This window comes from Marinicauda algicola, assembly GCF_017161425.1.
Taxonomy (GTDB): Bacteria; Pseudomonadota; Alphaproteobacteria; order Caulobacterales; family Maricaulaceae; genus Marinicauda; species Marinicauda algicola.
Genome location: NZ_CP071057.1, coordinates 1,955,744 through 1,972,005, shown reverse-complemented (window position 1 = coordinate 1,972,005; position 16,262 = coordinate 1,955,744). Strand labels below are relative to the sequence as shown.

Annotated in this window: 14 protein-coding genes; 7 read left to right on the top strand and 7 right to left on the bottom strand. The window is 70.6% G+C overall.

Annotated features, from left to right (window positions below; all coding sequences use genetic code 11):
* The first annotated feature begins 67 nt into the window (after nucleotides 1-67).
* Entirely contained in the window at nucleotides 68-1,063 is a 996-nt protein-coding gene (locus JW792_RS09870; RefSeq protein ID WP_135997126.1) for a lipid A deacylase LpxR family protein, read from the top strand.
* On the opposite strand, the gene JW792_RS09865 is transcribed toward JW792_RS09870, so the two are convergent.
* The 4 genes from JW792_RS09865 to JW792_RS09850 form a co-directional block, all read right to left on the bottom strand.
* Nucleotides 1,051-2,211: a trans-sulfuration enzyme family protein gene (locus tag JW792_RS09865; RefSeq protein ID WP_135997124.1), complete on the bottom strand. Its 1,161-nt coding sequence runs from the start codon at nucleotides 2,209-2,211 to the stop codon at nucleotides 1,051-1,053. The genes JW792_RS09870 and JW792_RS09865 overlap by 13 nt on opposite strands.
* Nucleotides 2,208-3,116 carry a homoserine O-succinyltransferase MetX gene (gene metX / locus JW792_RS09860; protein WP_135997122.1) on the bottom strand — a complete coding sequence of 303 codons (909 nt, stop codon included), beginning with the start codon at nucleotides 3,114-3,116 and terminating at the stop codon, nucleotides 2,208-2,210. Before metX ends, JW792_RS09865 begins: the two co-directional genes overlap by 4 nt.
* Nucleotides 3,113-4,084: a homoserine dehydrogenase gene (locus JW792_RS09855; RefSeq protein WP_135997120.1), complete on the bottom strand. Its 972-nt coding sequence runs from the start codon at nucleotides 4,082-4,084 to the stop codon at nucleotides 3,113-3,115. The genes metX and JW792_RS09855 overlap by 4 nt, the downstream gene beginning before the upstream one ends.
* Nucleotides 4,085-4,308: 224 nt before the next feature.
* The gene (locus JW792_RS09850) at nucleotides 4,309-4,680 is read right to left on the bottom strand and encodes a response regulator (RefSeq protein ID WP_135997118.1); all 372 of its coding nucleotides are present in this window, start codon (nucleotides 4,678-4,680) and stop codon (nucleotides 4,309-4,311) included.
* 208 nt (nucleotides 4,681-4,888) lie between these two features.
* Between JW792_RS09850 and ligD (JW792_RS09845) the strand changes: the two genes are divergently transcribed.
* On the top strand, nucleotides 4,889-5,926 hold the full coding sequence (gene ligD / locus JW792_RS09845) for a non-homologous end-joining DNA ligase (RefSeq protein ID WP_135997117.1): 1,038 nt from the start codon (nucleotides 4,889-4,891) through the stop codon (nucleotides 5,924-5,926).
* Entirely contained in the window at nucleotides 5,923-6,855 is a 933-nt protein-coding gene (gene ligD / locus JW792_RS09840) for a non-homologous end-joining DNA ligase (RefSeq protein WP_135997115.1), read from the top strand. The genes ligD (JW792_RS09845) and ligD (JW792_RS09840) overlap by 4 nt, the downstream gene beginning before the upstream one ends.
* On the opposite strand, the gene JW792_RS09835 is transcribed toward ligD (JW792_RS09840), so the two are convergent.
* Together JW792_RS09835 and ubiG are read right to left on the bottom strand one after the other, a co-directional pair.
* On the bottom strand, nucleotides 6,852-7,526 hold the full coding sequence (locus JW792_RS09835; RefSeq protein ID WP_135997113.1) for a class I SAM-dependent methyltransferase: 675 nt from the start codon (nucleotides 7,524-7,526) through the stop codon (nucleotides 6,852-6,854). The genes ligD (JW792_RS09840) and JW792_RS09835 overlap by 4 nt on opposite strands.
* Nucleotides 7,527-7,649: 123 nt before the next feature.
* Nucleotides 7,650-8,420, bottom strand: a complete 771-nt coding sequence (gene ubiG / locus JW792_RS09830) for a bifunctional 2-polyprenyl-6-hydroxyphenol methylase/3-demethylubiquinol 3-O-methyltransferase UbiG (RefSeq protein ID WP_135997112.1) — start codon at nucleotides 8,418-8,420, stop codon at nucleotides 7,650-7,652.
* A 161-nt stretch (nucleotides 8,421-8,581) separates the two neighbouring features.
* Between ubiG and JW792_RS09825 the strand changes: the two genes are divergently transcribed.
* The 4 genes from JW792_RS09825 (at nucleotide 8,582) to ispG (ending at nucleotide 14,392) form a co-directional block, all read left to right on the top strand.
* Nucleotides 8,582-9,820: an aspartate kinase gene (locus JW792_RS09825; RefSeq protein WP_135997110.1), complete on the top strand. Its 1,239-nt coding sequence runs from the start codon at nucleotides 8,582-8,584 to the stop codon at nucleotides 9,818-9,820.
* A 69-nt stretch (nucleotides 9,821-9,889) separates the two neighbouring features.
* A complete protein-coding gene (ptsP, locus tag JW792_RS09820; protein ID WP_135997108.1) occupies nucleotides 9,890-12,208 on the top strand; it encodes a phosphoenolpyruvate--protein phosphotransferase in 2,319 nt (772 codons plus the stop codon).
* Between the two features lie 103 nt (nucleotides 12,209-12,311).
* Entirely contained in the window at nucleotides 12,312-13,166 is an 855-nt protein-coding gene (locus JW792_RS09815) for a helix-turn-helix domain-containing protein (RefSeq protein ID WP_241094942.1), read from the top strand.
* 80 nt (nucleotides 13,167-13,246) lie between these two features.
* The gene (ispG, locus tag JW792_RS09810) at nucleotides 13,247-14,392 is read left to right on the top strand and encodes a flavodoxin-dependent (E)-4-hydroxy-3-methylbut-2-enyl-diphosphate synthase (protein ID WP_135997104.1); all 1,146 of its coding nucleotides are present in this window, start codon (nucleotides 13,247-13,249) and stop codon (nucleotides 14,390-14,392) included.
* Nucleotides 14,393-14,396: 4 nt separating this feature from the next.
* On the opposite strand, the gene JW792_RS09805 is transcribed toward ispG, so the two are convergent.
* Nucleotides 14,397-16,241: an ABC transporter ATP-binding protein gene (locus JW792_RS09805; RefSeq protein WP_135997102.1), complete on the bottom strand. Its 1,845-nt coding sequence runs from the start codon at nucleotides 16,239-16,241 to the stop codon at nucleotides 14,397-14,399.
* Nucleotides 16,242-16,262 lie beyond the last annotated feature (21 nt).

Below are 16,262 nucleotides of genomic sequence, written 5' to 3'. Positions count from 1 at the left end.
CCGCCTTGCCCGTCCCCTGCGCTCCGGCCACATTCATGGCCTGAACCGGCACGGTGACCTTCCGATCATGACACGAACGATCGCCGCCCTGGTCGCGGCCCTGGTCCTGGCTGGCGCGGCGCACGCGCAGGATGCCGCCCCGGGCCCGCGCGAGGGCAGCGTCGTCTCCTTCGTCTGGGAGAATGACTGGTTCGCCGGCAGCGACCGCAACTACACCAACGGGCTGCGCGCCGAGTACGTCTCGGCGGCCAATCACGTGAACCCCTGGCTGCGCCGTGTCGCCGGCCTGCATCCCTTCATCGAGCTCGAAGGGACCGAGCTGCGCCAGGGCCTCGCGCTTTCGCACACCATCTTCACGCCCGACGACATCACCGATCCCGACCCCGCACCCGATGCCCACCCCTATGCCGGCTATCTCGGCCTTGCCGGTTTCGCCACGGCGCGCACCGGCAACGTGGAACGCACCGCGATGATCGAGATCGGCCTCGTCGGGCCCAGTGCGGGCGGGGAGTTCGTGCAGGAGAACTGGCACCGCCTGCTCGAGGGCGATGATCCCAAGGGATGGGATACCCAGCTGAGCGACGAGCTCGTCTTCGCCCTGTCCGGCCAGCGCCTGCACCGTTTCGCCGGGCCCGAATTCCTCGGCCTCGAGACCGATGCGGTGCTGCACGCCGGGGCGAGCCTCGGCACGCTGCGCACCGACATCTCGGCCGGCGCGAGCGTGCGTATCGGGCGCGATCTTCGCGCCGAGTACGCGCCGCCGCGCCTGCGCCCCGCGCTCGCCCCGTCGAGCCTGTTCACGCCCGGCGCGCCGGCAGGCGGCTACGTCTTCGCCGGGGTGGGCGGCTACGCCGTGGCGCGCGATGTCTTCCTGGACGGCAACACCTGGGCCGACAGCCGCTCGGTGGACAAGCACGCCTTCACCGGCGACCTCCAGGCCGGTCTCGCCGTGCACTTCGCCCGCCATCGCTTCGCCTTCACCTGGGTGCGCCGCTCCGAGCAGTTCGCCGGCCAGGACATCGCCCACGCCTTCGCCGCGGTCTCGCTGTCCTACGCGTTCTGAGCGGTCGCGGTGAGCGCGCCTTCCAGGTCGGCTCGCAGATCCTCCACATCCTCCACCCCGACCGACAGGCGCACCAGGGCGTCGGCGATACCGGCTTCGGCGCGGGCCTCTGCGCTCATCGCGGCATGGGTCATGGTGGCCGGGATGCAGGCGAGGCTCTCCACCCCGCCGAGCGACTGCGCGAGCGTGAAGAGCTCGAGCCGCTTGACGAAGGCGACGGCCCGGTCCGTCCCGCCCTCCAGCTCGAGGCTCAGCAGCGGTCCGAAGCCGCTCTGCTGGCGCGCGGCGACGGCGTGGCCGGGATGGGTCTTCAGCCCCGGATAATCGACGCGCGCGACGCCGGGCGCCGCAGCGAGACGTTCGGCGAGCTCGAGCGCGGACGCGCTCTGTGCACCGGCGCGCAGGGGCAGGGTTCGAAGACCCCGCAGGGCCAGGAAGCAGTCGAACGCGCCCGAGCCGAGCCCGGCCGCGTTCGCCCACCAGCACAGGCGTTCGTGCCGCGCCGCGTCGGCGCAGGCGAGCATGCCGCCGACCATGTCGGAATGGCCGTTGAGCATCTTGGTCACCGAGGCCACCACGATGTCGGCCCCGTGTTCGAGCGGGCGCTGCAGGGCGGGGGTGAGCACCGTGTTGTCGACCGCCACGAGCGCGCCGGCCTTGCGCGCGAGGGCGCTCGCGGCGGCGAGATCGGTGACCCTCAGGCGCGGATTGGACGGGGTCTCCAGGAAGAGCAGGTCGGCGCCGGATGCCAGGGCTGCCTCCAGGGCCGCGGGATCGCTCGCATCGGCATAGACGACCTCGATGCGGCCCTGGCTCGCACGCGCATCGAACAGGCGCCGCGTACCGCCATAGCAGTCGTGCGCGCACACCACGCGCGCCCCGTTCGGCAGATCGTTGAGCAACAGATCGATCGCGGCCATGCCGGACGCGGTCACGCAGGCGCCCGCCGCGCCTTCCAGATCGGCGAGCGCGGCTTCCAGCAGCGCGCGGGAGGGATGGGCGGTGCGCGCATAGTCGAAGGCACCGGCTTCCCCGGGATCGTTCCGGCGATAGGTCGCCGAGACGCTGACCGGGGCGACGACGCCCCGATGGCCGCCCTCCGCATTGAGGCCGGCGCGCACTGCGCGGGTGGCGAAGCGATGGCTCACAGCAGATCCTCCAGGAAGGCGTTGACGCGGGCGGGTTCCTTCAGGAAGCCGTCATGGCCGTAGAGGCTCGCCGCGATCTCGCAGCGCGCGTCGGCGAGCTGCGCGGCCGTCCATTCGACATCGGCGGGCGGCACGAGCCGGTCCGATTCGAAGCCGAGCAGGGCGACGGGACAGCGAATGGCGGAGAGGTCGAGTTCGACCTCGTCCATCGAGCGCGACAGGGCGAGGAAGCGCTGCGGCGGCGTCTTCGCCGCGTAGTCCGCGCCGCGCGTTTTCAGATAGGCCGCCACGCCCGCCGCATCGCGGCTGTCCGGGTCGGGATCGCGGAAGCGCTGCTCGAACTCCTCCGCCGTCCGGTAGGTCGTCATGGCGAGCCGGCGCGCGAGATCCACCCCGCCCGCCCCGTCATTCCTGGCCAGCGCGAAGCGCACGATGTCGCGCTGGATCGAGCGCCAGGCCGTGGCCATGGGATGGACCCGGCCCGCCGCGGCGAGCACCGCGATGCGGCTCACGCGCTGCGGCGCCATGGCGGCAAGGGCGAGGGCGATCGTCCCGCCATAGCTCGCCCCGACCACCGAGAAGCGGTCGAACCCGGCCGCGTCGGCGAGCGCGGCGAGGGCGCGGGCCTGGTCGTGGATGGTGGGAAAGGGGGCGACGGTCTCTGCGAGGAAGTCGAAGGAGAGGAGCCGGTAGCGCGCCGGATCGAGCGCGCCGCCGGGCCCCGCCACGCCCGGCCACCAGCCCGGCCCGGTCCCGTCCGCGACGAGGCGCCGGTGCGCGCTGATTCCGCCGAGCACGATCACGCCCGGCTTTCCCGGCGCGCCGGTGACGCGGCCCGCGGTCTCGATCCAGCGGCCGGGGCCGGGCTCGAAGCTCGCGATGTGGTCGGCGGTCTGGATGCTCATCGGCAGCGCTCCGCCACCAGCCGGGCGATGTCGGCGAGCATGCTCGCCGCAGTGGGTACACGGCCAGCCCCCTTGCCGGACAGGATGAGCGGGGTGCCGGTCTCCGGCGTGAGCACGACGCAATTGCCCTCCAGGCGCGCGCGCGACAGGGGATCGTCGAGATCGAGCACTTCCAGGCGCACGCCGGCATGCACGCCGTCGCCGGCGCGGGCGAGCGCGGCGACCTGGCGCACGCGCCGGCCCTCGCGCGCGGCCTTCGCCGGCAGACCGGCGGGCAGGTCGCGGATCGAGCGGGCGGGGATGGCCGCCGGATCGAGGTCGACGCCCCAGGCGGTGCGCGCGATCAGGGCGAGCTTGCAGGCCGCGTCGCGCCCGTCGAGATCGGCGCCCGGATCGGCCTCGGCGAAGCCCGCCGCCTGCGCCGCCGCGATGGCGTCGTCGAGCCGCTCGCCGTCCGCCAGCCGGTCGAGCACGAAGTTCGAGGTGCCGTTCAGCACGCCGCGCACGCGGGAAAGGCCCTGGCCGCCGTGCGCGAGGCGCTCCACGGTCTCCAGCACAGGCACCCCGCCGCCGACCGCGGCCGAGCACAGGAAGGCCGTGCCCTGCTCGCGCGCCCGGGCGGCGAGGTCGGGCCGGCGCGCGCAGACCTCCTTGTTGGCGCTGACGACATGGCAGCCGAGCGCGACCGCGCGCTCCAGCACGGCCTCGGCCTGCGCCCCGCCGGGCAGGGCCTCGATGACGAGGTCGGGCTTGAGGGCGAGGGCCTCGTCCGGCGCGGTGAAGACCGGGACCGAACGCGGCAGGCCGCTGCGGCGGCTGCGCACGACCACGCCGTCCAGGCGCACGCCGGCCGGCAGCGCGGCGGCGACCCCGCCGCCCACCGTGCCGTGCCCGAACAGCACCGCGCGCATGAGGCCGCTTCGGGTGCGGGCGGGCGGTGCTGTTCGGGCAGGGGACAGGGCGGTCATGACGCTCTCCGGTCGGTGGACGCGGGAGCGGAGCAAATCAGCGAACGCCGGGGAAGAAACGGGGCGCGGTTCGGCTCCAGGTCCGAATTTCCGCCTCGTCGCTTCGCTTTAGCTGCATTTGTTCCGCGCCCGCAAGCTGAAGCTCAAATCGGCGCGAGAAGACGTATAAGGATATCCTTATATGTTGGCAACAGCTCCGGCCGGAAAAATTCCGGCCGGCCCGGTCAGCCGCCGTCCTTCAGTATTCCGATCCTCGCCAGGCCGCGCCTGATGTCGGAGATGAGTACCGGCTTGCTCAGGAGCGGCGCGGACTGGAAGGCCGGATCGACCTCGACCCGGCTGTAGCCGCTGGCCAGCACGAAAGGCGTGCCGCGCTCGTGCAGGGCCCGGGCGACGGGCCAGATGCGTTCCTCGCGCAGATTGATGTCGAGCACGCCGGCGTCGGGCGTTTCGCTTTCCAGCAGCGTCAGCGCCCGCTCGATGCTGCTGGCCGGTCCCATCACCACGCACCCGCACTGTTCGAGCATCGACTTCATGTCGAGCGCGATGATGGCATCGTCCTCCACGACGAGGACGGTCGGGCGCGATCGCGGCATCTGGGCCCTCACATGCGGCCAGCAGGTTTCGAGGCGAGTTCCCCCCTTGGGACACCAGAACCGGCAAGGGGCCGGGTTCGTTCCGGCGCGATGCTGCAGGTTCGGCGAACTGTGGTCTCTCGATCACACGCGGGCCCCGGCCCCGATGGAACAGGCTCGCCGCGGCAGGCTTTGAACAGGCGAGCTGCAGACGAGGCGGACGGGCCCCATGGCGAAGCTGATCGACACGCTCGGCGAGGATGCGCGCGACAAGGCGAAGGCGCGGAACTTCCCCGACTGGATGGACCCGATGCTCGCCAGGCTCACCCACGACCATTTCACCAGCGAGGACTGGGTCTTCGAAAGGAAGCTCGATGGCGAGCGGGTCGTCGCCTATGTCGAGGAGGACGGCTCGGTCCGGCTGATGAGCCGCAACGGGAAGTGCCTGAACGACACCTATCCCGACATCGCCGAGGCGCTTGGCGAGCACGCCGCGAAGGGTCTCGTGCTCGATGGCGAGATGGCGGCCTTCGACGAGGACGGTGTCAGCGATTTCCAGCGCCTGCAGCCGCGCATGCAGGCGTCCGGCCCCGAGGAGGCTGCCCGCCAGGTCAAGGTCTTCTATTACGTGTTCGACTGCATGCATGCCGACGGCCACGACCTCTCGAACGTGCCGCTGAAGGAGAGGAAATCGCTCCTGCGCGAGGCGGTGGAATGGGAGGACCCGCTGCGCTTCACCGAGCACCGCATCGCCGACAGCCTCGATTACTACGAACAGGCCTGCGACAAGGGCTGGGAGGGCCTGATCGCGAAGAAGGCCGATGCCGGCTACACCCATGGGCGCAGCGCGAACTGGCTGAAGTTCAAATGCGTCATGCAGCAGGAATTCGTCATCGGCGGCTTCACCGAGCCGCAGGGCGAGCGCAAGGGCTTCGGCGCCCTGCTGCTGGGCTTCTACCGCGACGGCAAGCTCGTTTATGCCGGCCAGGTCGGCACCGGTTTCGACGACGAGTTCCTCGAAGACACGCGCGAGAAGCTCGATCGGATCGAGCGCGAGGACTCCCCGTATGACGAGGGCGATCCGCCGGCGAAGGGCGTCCATTTCGTCGAGCCCGAACTCGTCGGCGAGGTGGAATTCACCGAGTGGACCGGCGAGGACAGGCTGCGCCATCCCCGCTTCCAGGGCCTGCGGCGCGACAAGGATCCCAAGGACGTCCACAAGGAGGCCGAGAGCCAGGTCACCGAGCCGGAGGCGCGCGGCTCATGAAGATCGGCAACCACCGGCTCGACATCTCCAGCCGGGACAAGATTTTCTTCCCGGACAGGGACCTCACCAAGGGCGATCTCGTCGACTATTACGAGACCATGGCCGAGGTGATGATCCCCCACATGGAGCACTATGGGGTGAACATGCACCGCTTCCCCGACGGGGTCGGCGGCAAGGATTTCTATCACAAGGACACGCCGGACTATTTCCCCGACTGGATCGAACGCATCGAGTTTCCCCGCCGCGAGAAGGGCGGCAGCTTCCGCGCGCCGGTCGTCGATTCCAAGGCCGCCCTGGTCTATCTCGCCGACCAGGCCGTGATCGCGCACCATCTCTATCTCGCGCGCGCGGACGACCTCGAGAAGCCCGACAAGATGGTCTACGACCTCGACCCGCCCGAGGATACCGAGGATTTCGCCGCCACGCGCCGGGCCGCACTGGAACTCGAGGAGGTGATGGAGGAACTCGACATGACCCCCTTCGTCCAGACCACCGGGTCGAAGGGCTTCCACATCGTCGTGCCGCTCGACAGGAGCGCCGGTTTCGACGAGATCCGCCAGTTCGCCCGCGACGTCGCGCTCCTGCTGGTGCGCCGCAAGCCGGACGCCTACACGCTCGAACAGAGGAAGGACAAGCGCGGGGGCCGGATCTTCCTCGACTATCTCAGGAACGCCTACGGCGCGACGTCCATCGCCCCCTACTCGGCCCGCGGCCGGCCCGGCGCGACGGTCGCCACACCGCTCGACTGGGGCGAGGTCGAGGACGGCGCCCATCCGCGCGACTGGGACATCACCAATATTCCCGGCCGCCTCGCCCAGAAGGACGATCCGTGGAAGGGCCTGCACCGCCACGCGGTCAGGGCGATGAGCCGGCGCGGGCGGCTGGACGAGCTTCTTGATGCCGAAGACAGGGCGCAGGAGGAGGGTTAGGGCCGCGAGAGGGCGAACTCCACCAGAATCGGTGTTTCGGCCCCGCGCTTGAACAGCTTCTCCGGCGCGTCCGGGCCGAACTCGGCCGGGGTCCACTCCCGGCAGGTCTCGATGGCAAGGCCTGCCGCCGCGAAGGCGTCGAGATAATCGCAGAACCGGTGCGCATGGGTGGGCATGTGGATCTCCTCCGCCCCGTCGCGGAAATGCGCCTTCACGCCGCACAGCGACAGGAAGGGGTGGATTTCCAGGATCAGCACGCGTCCGCCCGGCACGAGGATGCGCGCGGCCTCGGCGAGCGGCAGGTCGAGATCGCCGGCATGCTCGAGGGCCAGCGCGAACAGGACGAGATCGACCGCGCCATCGGGCAGGGGCAGCGCCTCGGCCATGTCGTGGCGCACGAGTTCGGCCCCCGGCACGCGCTCGCGCGCCCGTGCCAGCATGCCCTGCGACAGGTCGCAGCCCCACAGCCTGGCCGCCCCCGCCGCCTCGAACGCGGCGAGATTGCGCCCGGTGCCGCAGCCGATCTCGGCGACGCGCTTCGCCTTCGCCTCCGGCAGCCGGCGCGAAAGCGCGCGCCCGGCGGCGAACACCATCGGATTGTCGTAGGCGTCATAGCCGCTCGCCCAGCGGTCATAGGCCTCGGCGAAGGAAAGATGGACGGGATCGGTCATCACACATGCCTCCAGCATATCCGGGACACCGTCCCGGCGCGGGGCACTTAGTTCGCCGCATCGCGCGGCCGGCTCCACCAGAGCCGGGAGGGATTTACCTCCCCTCGCGCAGGCCAGGCAAGATCAATCCTTTCCCGCCTTCACCGCCGCCATCAGATAGTTCACCCCGGCATCGCCGGAGATGAAGAAGCGGTCCTTCAGCGGATTGTAGCTCACCCCGACCGGCGTGCGCACGTCGAAGCCGGCCGCTTCCAGGGCGGCGCGGACCTCGCCGGGCTTGACCAGCTTGTCGAAGCGGTGCGTGCCGCGCGGCAGCCAGCCCATCACGTATTCGGCGCCGAAGATGGCCGTGGCGAAGGCGCGGGCGGTGCGGTTGATCGTGCCGACGATCATCATCCCGCCGGGCTTCACCAGCGCGCCGCAATCGGCCAGGAACTGCTCGGGATCGGCGGTGTGCTCGACGACCTCGAGATTGAGCACGGCGTCGAACTGGCCGGGCCCGCCGGCCGCGAGCAGCTGCTCGGCCGTGCCGTGGCGGTAGTCGATGGCGAGCCCGGCCTTCTCGGCGTGGACCAGCGCGGTCTTGATGTTGGCCTCGGCCGCGTCGACGGCGGTGACCTGCGCCCCCAGGCGCGCCATCGGCTCGGAGACGAGCCCGCCGCCGCAGCCGATATCGAGGAGTTTCAGCCCCTTCAGAGGCTCCGGACCCGACCGCGCGAAATGGCGCGCCAGGGTCTCGCGGATCCAGGTCAGGCGCGCGGGATTGAACTTGTGCAGCGGCGCGAACTTGCCTGTGGGATCCCACCAGTCCTCGGCCATGGCGGCGAACTTGGCGACCTCTTCGGGATCGACCGAGGGGGTGGTGAGGGTCTCCGGGGCGGCGGCGCTGGCCATGGGCGGTCCTCCTCAAAAGCCTGAAGCGTTTGCGCACCGGCGGGCCGGGATGTAATCACGGGGCCGTCACGAAATCGCCTCTCGCGGTCTCAATATGGACCGTGCGCGCGGTTTATCGAGCCTCGCCCTCACCGTCCACTTCAAGCGTTTTGTCTCACCCGATGACCGACACCTCCAAGCGCCTGGTCCTGAAATTCGGCGGCACCTCGATGGGCGGGCCGGTGCGCATCGCCCATTCGGCCTCCATCGTGGCCGCCGAGGTGAGGAACGCGCGCCAGGTCGCGGTCGTGGTCTCGGCCATCTCCGGGGAGACCGACCGCCTGCTGACGCTGGCCGGGGAGCTGGGCGGCGGGCTCGGGGAGGTGGAGACCGACACGGTGCTGGCCGCCGGGGAACAGGTCTCGGCCGCCCTGATGGCGCTGGCCCTGAAACGCGAGGGGCTGAAGGCACGCGCGCTGCTCTCCTGGCAATTGCCGATCGAGGTCGACGGCCCGCCGGGCGGGGCGCGCATCACCGGCATAAACCCGGCGCTGCTGCAGGCCTGCGTGCGCGAGGGCGTCATCCCGGTCGTCGCGGGCTATCAGGGCGTCACCTCCGAAGGCCGGCTCGCCACGCTCGGCCGCGGCGGCACGGACCTGACGGCCGCCGCCGTCGCCGCGGCCCTGAAGGCCGAGTGCGACATCTACACCGATGTCGACGGCGTCTTCACCACCGATCCCAGGATCGTGCCCGAGGCCAGGCGCGTCGCGCGCATCTCCCACGAGGAGATGCTGGAGCTCGCCGCCATGGGCGCGAAGGTCTTGCAGACCCGCTCGGTGGAATACGCCAAGGCCAAGGGCGTCGTGCTGCGGGTGAAGTCGAGCTTTCTCGACCCGGGCGTGAGCGAGGGCACCGAAGTCGTGCCCGCCGCTGACATCGCCGAGCGGCGCGTGGTCTCCGGCGTCGCCTATGCGCGCGACCAGGCCCGCCTCTCGGTGTACGGGCTCGACCCGGACAGCGGTCAGGCGGCCGACATCTTCTCCGCGCTTGCCGACGCGGAGGTGGGCGTGGACATGATCGTGCAGGCCCGCGCGCGCTCGGGCGAGGCGGTCAATCTGGAATTCTCGGTGGAACGCAAGGACCTCAAGCGCGCCCTTTCCTCGGTGGAGACCGAGATCAGTCGTTTCTCCGGGACCAGCCTGGCGCACGAGACCGGGCTCGCCAAGGTCTCCGTGGTCGGCACCGGCCTGCGCGGCAGGGCCGATGTCGCGCGCACGCTCTACGACGTGCTGCGCGGCCACGAGATCGCCGTGCGCATGGTGGCGACCTCGGAAGTGAAGATTTCCGCCCTGGTGGAGGCCGACCTGCTCGAACACGCCGTACGTGCATTGCACGCAGCCTACGGCCTCGATCAGGCTTGACGGACCGGGGTGGAACCGGCCCATTGAACGCGACGTTACCCCACGCTCCCGCACAAACCCGGATCGAGCATGAATTCTGAGATCAAGTCCAAGGGCTTACGGGGCCCGCGCCGCTTGCTGGCGCGGATTCGCGATCTCATGGCCGATCAGGACGATGCCCAGGCGCGTCTCGACACCCTGACCGACATCATCGCCGAGGAAACCCAGGCCGATGTCTGCTCGATCTATCTGATGCGGCCCTCCGGCGCGCTCGAGCTTTCGGCCACGCACGGGCTCAACCCCGAAGCGGTTCACCGCGTGCGCCTGTCGCGCGACGAGGGCCTGGTGGGTCTGGTCGCCCGGCGCGCGCGCCCGATCGCGGTCGAGGACGCGCCGCGCCATCCCGACTTCTCCTACAAGCCGGAAACGGGCGAGGAGCCGTTCAAGAGCTTCGTGGGCGTGCCGATCCTGCGCGGCGGCCGCCTCGTCGGCGTGCTCACGCACCAGACCAAGGCCGTCAGGCCGATGACGGAGGAGGAGATCGAGACCCTCCAGACCGTCGCCATGCTGCTCGCCGAGATCGTCGTCTCCGGCGACCTCGTCAAGGCGGAGGCGTTTTCCGGGCTCGAACTCAGGCCCTCCGCGCCGGAGCGCTTCCAGGGCGTGGCGCTCTCCTCGGGCATCGCGGTGGGCACCGCGGTGATGTACGAACCCCACGTGATCAGCGCGCGCATGGTCGCCGAGGACGCGGAGGCCGAGCTGGTCCGGCTCGACGCCGCGATCGGGCGGTTGCGCGCCAGCGTCGACCAGCTGCTGGATTCCGGGCGCGTGCCGATCGGCTCGCCCTCGCGCGACGTGCTGGAAGCCTACCGCATGTTCGCCCACGATCGGGGCTGGCTGGACTCCCTGCGCGAGGCGATCCGTTCGGGACTGACCGCCGAGGCCGCCGTGGAGCGGGTCAGGAACGAGCACCGCGCGCGGCTGATGACGGCGCGCGATCCCCATTTCCGCGAGCGCCTGCACGATCTCGAGGATCTCGCCAACCGGCTCCTGCGCCATCTCGCCTCGGAGACCGGCGCGGCGGTGGAGCGCCCCCTGCCGCAGGACGCGATCATCATCGCGCGCTCGATCGGCCCGGCCGAACTGCTCGAACTCGACCGCTCGCGCCTGAAGGGCGTGGCGCTGGAGGAGGGCTCGCCGACGAGCCACGCCGCGATCGTCGCCAAGGCGCTGCGCGTGCCGATGGTCGGCCGGGTGGAAGGCGCGCTCGACCGCATCGAGGACGGCGACCGCGTCATCCTCGACGGCGAGTTCGGCCTGCTGCACGCGCGCCCCTCCGGAGAGGTGGGCGAGGCCTATGACGAGCGCCTGGAGACCCTGGCCAAGCGTCACCGCACCTATGTGCGCCTGCGCGAGGAGCCGGCGGTCACCAAGGACGGCGCGCGCATCGAGCTGCATCTCAATGCCGGCCTGCTGGTCGAGCTGACCTCGCTGCCCGAGACCGGGGCGGAAGGCATCGGCCTGTTCCGTACCGAGTTCCAGTTCATGGTGTCCGACACCCTGCCGCGCCTGGCCGCGCAGGAGGAACTCTACCGCGCGGTCTACGAGGCGGCCGGCCCCAAGCCCGTCGTGTTCCGCACGCTCGATCTCGGCGGCGACAAGATCACGCCCTACACCCCGTCCACGCGCGAGCCCAATCCCGCGCTCGGGTGGCGCGCCCTGCGCATGGGCCTCGACCGGCCGGGCCTCACCCGCTACCAGCTGCGCGCGCTGATCCGGGCCTCGGCGGGGCGCGATCTGCGTGTCCTGTTCCCGATGGTGGCCGACGTCTCCGAGCTCGCCGCCGCGCGCACCATGCTGGAGCAGGAGCTCGAACACGCGCTGAAGCACGGCCACCCGCCGCCCGCGTCGGTGCAGGCCGGGCTGATGCTGGAGACCCCGGCCGTGGCCTTCGCGCCGGATGCGTGCCTGGAGCTCGCCGACTTCGTCGCCGTCGGCGCGAACGACCTCATGCAATACTTTTTTGCCGCCGACCGGCAAAATCCGAAGGTCGCCGAGCGCTACGACGTGCTCGCGCCGGCCCCGCTCTCCCTGCTGAAATCGGTGCGGGATGCATGCGATCGTCATGGAAAGCCGGTATCGGTGTGCGGCGAGATCGCCGGGCGTCCCCTGGAGGCCTGCGTGCTCGCGGCGCTGGGCTATCGGCGCCTGTCCATGACCGCCGCGGCGGTGGGCCCGGTCAAGCGGGCGCTGAGACAGCTCGACTGCGGGCGTCTTGGCACCTGGCTTGCACGGGAGATGGCCGAGACGAACGGTTCGTCCGGTCCGGGGCTGCGCATGCGGCTCCTGGAAGCGGGCGAAAAGGCCGGATTGCCGGTAGAAGCTGTTGATAAACCGGGCCGGCTCTGATTTAATTCTGTTGCGCTGCGGCAATCTTGCCACAGCGTGAGGGGGTTCGGGGGCGCCTTCACCGAGGCGGCACGCGACAAAGATGGCCCAGGCCACATCAGCAATGGCGAAGTCTTCCTACGTCCCGATGGACGCGATTTATTCAGACGCGCCCGAAGCGCCGCCTGCCAGCGTGGGCGAGTCCCTGCGCCGGGCCCGCGCGAAGCTTGGCTGGACGCTGGATTCCGCCGCCGCGCGCACCCGCATCCGGCGCGACTATCTCGAAGCCCTGGAATCCATGGACCCGCGCGGCCTGCCCTCGCGCGCCTACGCGATCGGCTATCTGCGCACCTATGCCGGCGTGCTCGGCCTCGACGTCGCCGCGACGGTGGAGCGCTTCAAGCACGAGGTGGAGACCGAGACCGGACGCGCCCAGCCGACCGCGCCGCAGCGCCGGCGCGAGATCAGGTTGCCCAAGGGCGTCGTCGGCGCGGTGATCATTCTCGGCGTCGTCTTCGCCGCGGCGAGCTGGTACGGCGCGCGCGTGACCGAGGCCGGGGCCTTCACCGACGCGCCGAGCCCGGCCGACGGCGTGCTGTCCGCGCCGCCGCCGCTGGTCGAGACCGCCGGGCGCGAGGTTACGCTCGCCGATGTCTGGGGCGGGCTGCCGAGTCCGCGCGCCGGCGACTGGCTGGTGCTGAGCGCGCAGGTGCCGACCTATCTGGAGGTGCGCGACGCCTCGGGCCGCATCCTGTTCGCGCGCGATCTCGCCCCGGGCGAGGCCTATCGGGCGCCCGAGGAGTCCGGCCTCACCCTGTCCACCGAAAATGCCGGGGCGATCGAGGTGCGCGCGGGCGAGCGGGTCATCGGCCCGCTCGGCGCGCCCGGCGAGATGCTGGAGAACGTCTCCGCCACGGACTTCCTGCTCGAGGCCATGACGGGCGAGGCCGAGGCGGGCACGGCGGGTGCCGGTCAGTAGCCGGGGCTCGCGCGCGCGCCGGGAACATCCTATATCCGGCATGCCAGCCCTGTCTTTCGAGCAAGTCCCGCGAGCGTCCCATGGCCGTTGAAGCCCACACCAAGGTCCGCCCCTGGCGGATGATCGACCGGCGGGTGAGCCGCAAGATCCGCGTCGGCTCGGTCGAGGTCGGCGGCGATGCCCCGATCAGCGTCCAGTCCATGACCAACACGCCGACGAGCGATGCGGCCGCGACGATCGAGCAGATCCGCCAGCTCGAGGCGGCTGGCGCCGACATCGTGCGCGTGTCCTGCCCGGACACCGACTCCACCGCCGCCTTCAGGACGATCGCGAGGGAGTCCCGCGTCCCGCTCGTCGCCGACATCCATTTCCACTACAAGCGCGGCATCGAGGCCGCCGAGGCCGGTGCCGCGTGCCTGCGCATCAATCCGGGCAATATCGGCTCGATGGAGCGGGTGAGGGAGGTCGTCTCGGCGGCGCGCGACAATGGCTGCTCGATCCGCATCGGGGTCAATGCCGGCTCGCTCGAACGCCACCTCCTGGAGAAGTACGGCGAGCCTTGTCCCGAGGCGATGGTGGAAAGCGCGCTCGACCATGCGCGCATCCTGGAAGACCTCGATTTCCGCGAATACAAGATCTCGGTGAAGGCGAGCGACGTCTTCCTGACCGTGGCCGCCTACCAGGCGCTTGCCGAGGCCACCGACGCTCCGCTCCATCTCGGCGTCACCGAGGCCGGCGGGCTTCGCACCGGCGGGGTGAAGTCGGCGATCGGGATCGGCAATCTGTTGTGGGCCGGGATCGGCGACACGATCCGCGTCTCGCTGTCGGCCGATCCGGTGGAGGAGATCAAGGTCGGCTACGACATCCTGAAAAGCCTCGGCCTCAGGACGCGCGGCGTGAACATCATCGCCTGCCCCTCCTGCGCGCGCCAGGGCTTCGACGTCATCAAGACGGTCGAGACGCTGGAACGGCGCCTCGAACACATCTCAGAACCGATCTCGCTCTCCATCATCGGCTGCGTCGTCAACGGCCCCGGCGAGGCGGCCTATACCGATCTGGGCTTCACCGGCGGGGGCAAGGGCGCGGGCATGCTCTACTTCGCCGGCAAGGCCGACGAGAAGGTCACCAACGAGACCATGATCGAGCGCATCGTCGAGGCCGTCGAGGACAAGGCCGCCAGGATGAAGGCCGAACGCGAGGCGCGCGAGAAGAGCGCGGCGGAGTAGGGCGCTACCCCGCGCCCGCCTTCGCCCGCTCGTAGAACCCCGCCTGCTTCTCGAACATGTCCCGGTACATCCCGCCACGGGCCATCAGGGTCTCGTGCGTGCCCTGCTCGGCGATGCGGCCCTTGTCGAGCACGAGGATGGTGTCGCTGCCCTTCAGGTTGGCGAGGCGGTGGCTGATGAGGATGACCGTGCGGTCGGACTTCGCGGCGGTCTCGATGAACTCCGCCTCGCCGGCCGGGTCGAGGGCGGAGGTCGGCTCGTCCAGGATGAGCGTCTTCGCGTCGGTGCGCAGCATGGCCCGCGACAGGGCGAGGCGCTGCCACTGGCCGCCGGAGAGTTCCCGCCCGTCCAGGAACTGGCGCGAGAGCCGGGTGTCGAGGCCCTCGGGCAGGTCGTCGAGCACGCTCCTGGCGAGCCCCAGCTCGGCGGCATCCAGGAGCGCGCGCCGGTCGGTGACCCTCAGCCCCCTGCCCATGGCGATGTTCTCCCCGGCGGTGAGCCGGTAGCGCTGATAGGGCTGGAACAGCACCGCGGTACGCTCGAACAGCGCCTCGGGCGCCCAGTCGGCGAGGTCGAGCCCGTCGAGCGTGATGCGGCCCTCGCTCGGCAGGTAGAGCCCGGTCAGGAGCTTGACGAGCGTCGACTTGCCCGACCCGTTCGCGCCGGCGATGCCGAGCCGGTGGCCTTCCGGGATGTGCAGCGTAATGTCCTTCAGCGCCGGGCGGTTGCCGCCGTCATAACGGAAGCCCACCCCTTCCAGCCGGTAGCCGTCGCCGGGCACGGGGCCCTCGCGCGCCGTGCCGCGCGCGCGTCCCTCGCCGATCTCGAGCAGGGCGTAGAGATTGGAGACGTAGAGCAGGTCCTCGTAGCCGCCATTCAGGCTCGCCAGCAGCGAGGTCACCGCGTTCTGGCCCTGCTTGAGGGCGGCGATGTACATCGTCATCGCCCCGAGCGTGATCGCCCCGGCGAGGGTGACGAGCACGATCCAGACCTTGCCGGCGATGAACACCGCCGAGCTCACCGCGATCAGCGCGACGCCGAGCCAGGCATGGCGGTGATGGCGTCTGCGGTCCTCGTCGTGGATGCGCGAGAACAGGCCCTCGTAGCGCGCCTCGATCGCCGGGTCGGCGCCGGCATGGATGCGCTCGGGCGCGGCGGCGTCGGAGATCATCAGCCCTTCGAGATAGTTGCGCTGGCGCACTTCCGGCGTGCGCCCGGTATAGAGCCGGAACATGGCCCCGGAAAAACCGAGCTCGTTGAGGAAGAGCGGCAGGCCGCCGAGCACGATCAGCAGGACCGCCAGCGGGGAGAAGGTCGCCAGCAGCGCGGCGAGGCTGATCAGCGTCACGGCGAACTGGGCGAACTCGATGATGCGGATGACGAGCCCGTAGGGCCGCGCCGCGGCGTGCTGTCGCGCGAGCAGGATCTGCTGCTGCACGCTCGCCTCCTCCAGCGTCTGGAGATCGAGGCGCAGGCTCTTGGCGAAGATCAGCCGGTTGACCGCGTGGCCGAGCCGGGCGTGCAGGGCGCGCTTGTAGAAGGTCGTCAGCCGGCGCACGGCGAGCAGGGAGGCCACCAGCCCGGCTTCGGCCACGACGTAGAAGATCGCTGCATTGCGGTCGGCGGCCGCCCCGCTTTCGATGGCCGCGAGCACCGTGTCGATGACCAGCTTGCCGAGCCAGGCGATCGCGGCCGGGGCGAGCGCGGCGAACAGCGAGAGCGCCGCGATCAGGGCCATCAGCCCGGGCGCGGTGCGCACGGCGAGCGCGATCACGCGCCCGGCATGGCGTGCGGTGCGCCCCGGTCCGGGCAATGAGATGTCTGCGAACTCGCTTTCCGCCTCGCTCATGGCGCCTCCCGGCGCACCGGC

Excerpts from the sequence above, each read along its gene's own strand:
- JW792_RS09870 (WP_135997126.1), top strand. The coding sequence starts at position 68 with ATGACACGAACGATCGCCGCCCTGGTCGCGGCCCTGGTCCTGGCTGGC.
- metX (WP_135997122.1), bottom strand. The coding sequence starts at position 3,116 with ATGAGCATCCAGACCGCCGACCACATCGCGAGCTTCGAGCCCGGCCCC.
- JW792_RS09855 (WP_135997120.1), bottom strand. The coding sequence starts at position 4,084 with ATGACCGCCCTGTCCCCTGCCCGAACAGCACCGCCCGCCCGCACCCGA.
- JW792_RS09850 (WP_135997118.1), bottom strand. The coding sequence starts at position 4,680 with ATGCCGCGATCGCGCCCGACCGTCCTCGTCGTGGAGGACGATGCCATC.
- ligD (WP_135997117.1), top strand. The coding sequence starts at position 4,889 with ATGGCGAAGCTGATCGACACGCTCGGCGAGGATGCGCGCGACAAGGCG.
- ligD (WP_135997115.1), top strand. The coding sequence starts at position 5,923 with ATGAAGATCGGCAACCACCGGCTCGACATCTCCAGCCGGGACAAGATT.
- JW792_RS09835 (WP_135997113.1), bottom strand. The coding sequence starts at position 7,526 with ATGACCGATCCCGTCCATCTTTCCTTCGCCGAGGCCTATGACCGCTGG.
- ubiG (WP_135997112.1), bottom strand. The coding sequence starts at position 8,420 with ATGGCCAGCGCCGCCGCCCCGGAGACCCTCACCACCCCCTCGGTCGAT.
- JW792_RS09825 (WP_135997110.1), top strand. The coding sequence starts at position 8,582 with ATGACCGACACCTCCAAGCGCCTGGTCCTGAAATTCGGCGGCACCTCG.
- ptsP (WP_135997108.1), top strand. The coding sequence starts at position 9,890 with ATGAATTCTGAGATCAAGTCCAAGGGCTTACGGGGCCCGCGCCGCTTG.
- JW792_RS09815 (WP_241094942.1), top strand. The coding sequence starts at position 12,312 with ATGGCGAAGTCTTCCTACGTCCCGATGGACGCGATTTATTCAGACGCG.
- ispG (WP_135997104.1), top strand. The coding sequence starts at position 13,247 with ATGGCCGTTGAAGCCCACACCAAGGTCCGCCCCTGGCGGATGATCGAC.
- JW792_RS09805 (WP_135997102.1), bottom strand. The coding sequence starts at position 16,241 with ATGAGCGAGGCGGAAAGCGAGTTCGCAGACATCTCATTGCCCGGACCG.